Origin of the sequence: Legionella tunisiensis, assembly GCF_000308315.1 — a bacterium.
Lineage (GTDB): Bacteria > Pseudomonadota > Gammaproteobacteria > Legionellales > Legionellaceae > Tatlockia > Tatlockia tunisiensis.
The window spans coordinates 1-3298 of record NZ_CALJ01000068.1; the positions used below are offsets into that span (position 1 = coordinate 1).

A 3298-nucleotide genomic window follows, 5' to 3' on the forward strand; every position below is an offset into this window, starting at 1 on the left:
CAACTCGTTGAGTAGAGATGATATAGATTAAAGTATTTTTTTGAGAGTACTTTAATCTGGATTATCCAGACGTTCATTAACAATATGGTAAAGAAAAGAGGTAACACAAGCGAATTAGTATTGTCTTTTGTTGTAGTATAGCCATGAGGCGACTCAGGTTATATGGTCAAGAAGAGAAGCGCAAACGGTGGATGCCTAGGCAGTAAGAGGCGAAGAAGGACGTGGAATCCTGCGAAAAGCTTTGGTGAGCTGGAAACGAGCGTTGACCCAAAGATGTCCGAATGGGGGAACCCGGCTTTACGTGAGTAGAGTCATTCATACTTGAATACATAGGGTATGAAAGCGAACTCGGGGAACTGAAACATCTAAGTACCCGAAGGAACAGAAATCAATTGAGATTCTCCTAGTAGCGGCGAGCGAACGGGGAAGAGCCTGGTGTGATTTATTTTTCATGTGAGTAGAAGAGTCTGGGAAGACTTACCATAGGGGGTGATAGTCCCGTATACGAAGCATGGAGAAGGAACTAAGCACACGAATAAGTAGGCCGGGACACGTGTAATCCTGGTTGAATATGGGTGGACCATCATCCAAGGCTAAATACTACTTACTGACCGATAGTGAACCAGTACCGTGAGGGAAAGTTGAAAAGAACCCCGGAGAGGGGAGTGAAATAGACCCTGAAACCGTTTGCGTACAAGCAGTGGGAGCATGTTTTCGGACGTGTGACTGCGTACCTTTTGTATAATGGGTCAGCGAGTTACTTTCAGTGGCGAGGTTAACTGAATAAGGAAGCCGTAGAGAAATCGAGTCTGAAAAGGGCGCGAGTCGCTGGGAGTAGACCCGAAACCGGGCGATCTAGCCATGTGCAGGATGAAGGTTGGGTAACACCAACTGGAGGTCCGAACCGGGTAATGTTGAAAAATTATCGGATGACGTGTGGCTAGGAGTGAAAGGCTAATCAAGCCCGGAGATAGCTGGTTCTCCCCGAAAGCTATTTAGGTAGCGCCTCGTGACTGATTACCGGGGGTAGAGCACTGTTTCGGCTAGGGGGCTGTCATGGCTTACCAAACCGATGCAAACTCCGAATACCGGCTAATTGAATCACGGGAGACACACGGCGGGTGCTAACGTCCGTCGTGAAGAGGGAAACAACCCAGACCGCCAGCTAAGGTCCCCAAGTTATGGTTAAGTGGGAAACGATGTGGGAAGGCCCAGACAGCCAGGAGGTTGGCTTAGAAGCAGCCACCCTTTAAAGAAAGCGTAATAGCTCACTGGTCGAGTCGGCCTGCGCGGAAGATGTAACGGGGCTAAAACCATACACCGAAGCTGCGGATGTGTAGCAATACACGTGGTAGGGGAGCGTTCTGTAAGCTGATGAAGGTTCATTGAGAAGTGGGCTGGAGGTATCAGAAGTGCGAATGCTGACATGAGTAACGATAAAGAAGGTGAAAAACCTTCTCGCCGGAAGTCCCAGGTTTCCTGCACGACGTTAATCGGAGCAGGGTGAGTCGGCCCCTAAGGCGAGGCAGAAATGCGTAGTCGATGGGAACCAGGTTAATATTCCTGGACTTTTTATAAGTGGTGAAGTGGGGACGAAGAAGGCTAGATGAGCCGGGCGTTGGTTGTCCCGGTACTTGCATGTAGGCGGAGAGACCTGGCAAATCCGGTTTCTCAATACGCGGAGGTGCTAAGTGGTTCTGACCTTTCGGGGTGCAGAGAAGTCATTAATGCCAGGCTTCCAGGAAAAGCTGCTAGCCATAACTTATAGAGAACCGTACCGCAAACCGACACAGGTGGACAAGTAGAGAATACTAAGGCGCTTGAGAGAACTCGGGTGAAGGAACTAGGCAAAATGGTACCGTAACTTCGGGAGAAGGTACGCCCTTGCTGGTTAGTTGTTTTACATAATGAAGCTGGTGAGGGCCGCAGAGACCAGGTGGCTGCGACTGTTTATTAAAAACACAGCACTCTGCAAATTCGTAAGAAGACGTATAGGGTGTGACGCCTGCCCGGTGCCGGAAGGTTAATTGATGGGGTCATCTTCGGAGAAGCTCTTGATCGAAGCCCCGGTAAACGGCGGCCGTAACTATAACGGTCCTAAGGTAGCGAAATTCCTTGTCGGGTAAGTTCCGACCTGCACGAATGGCGTAACGATGGCCACACTGTCTCCACCCGAGACTCAGTGAAATTGAAATCGCTGTGAAGATGCAGTGTACCCGCGGCTAGACGGAAAGACCCCGTGAACCTTTACTATAGTTTTGCACTGGACTTTGATGATAACTGTGTAGGATAGGTGGGAGGCTAGGAAGTGCAGACGCTAGTTTGCATGGAGCCACCCTTGAAATACCACCCTGTTATTATTGAGGTTCTAACTTGGGCCCATAATCTGGGTTGAGGACAGTGTATGATGGGTAGTTTGACTGGGGCGGTCTCCTCCCAAAGAGTAACGGAGGAGCACAAAGGTACCCTCGGTACGGTCGGACATCGTACCAAGAGTGTAAAGGCAAAAGGGTGCTTGACTGCGAGACTGACGGGTCGAGCAGGTACGAAAGTAGGTCTTAGTGATCCGGTGGTTCTGAATGGAAGGGCCATCGCTCAACGGATAAAAGGTACTCCGGGGATAACAGGCTGATACCGCCCAAGAGTTCATATCGACGGCGGTGTTTGGCACCTCGATGTCGGCTCATCACATCCTGGGGCTGAAGCAGGTCCCAAGGGTATGGCTGTTCGCCATTTAAAGTGGTACGCGAGCTGGGTTTAGAACGTCGTGAGACAGTTCGGTCCCTATCTGCCGTGGGCGTAGGAAAATTGAGAGGAGCTGCTCCTAGTACGAGAGGACCGGAGTGGACGAACCTCTGGTGTTCCGGTTGTGACGCCAGTCGCATTGCCGGGTAGCTAAGTTCGGACGGGATAACCGCTGAAAGCATCTAAGCGGGAAGCCTCCCTCAAGATGAGTTTTCCCATGAAGCCCGTTGAAGACTACGACGTTGATAGGCGAGGTGTGGAAGCGCAGTAATGCGTGAAGCTAACTCGTACTAATTGGCTGATTGTCTTGGCCATATAACCTGAATTGCTTTTAGGTTAGGGCAACAATGAAAGACAACGCGTTTGTGTTACCTCATTAATCTTTACCAGCCTGCTGGCACTGCAGTTAAATCTGCTTTGACCAGTCTAGGCAAACCCGTTTTCCTGGCGACAATAGCGGTTTGGAACCACCTGACTCCATCTCGAACTCAGAAGTGAAACAGACCCGCGCCGATGATAGTGTGGAGTTTCTCCATGTGAAAGTAGGTCATCG

General features: G+C 50.2%; 2 rRNA genes. Both read left to right on the plus strand.

The features are described 5' to 3' along the window. Positions 1–164 precede the first annotated feature (164 nt). Positions 165–3060: ribosomal RNA gene (locus tag BN58_RS05425) — 23S ribosomal RNA — on the plus strand. 128 nt (positions 3061–3188) lie between these two features. Beyond that, positions 3189–3298 (plus strand): 5S ribosomal RNA (rrf, locus tag BN58_RS05430); the annotation flags it as partial.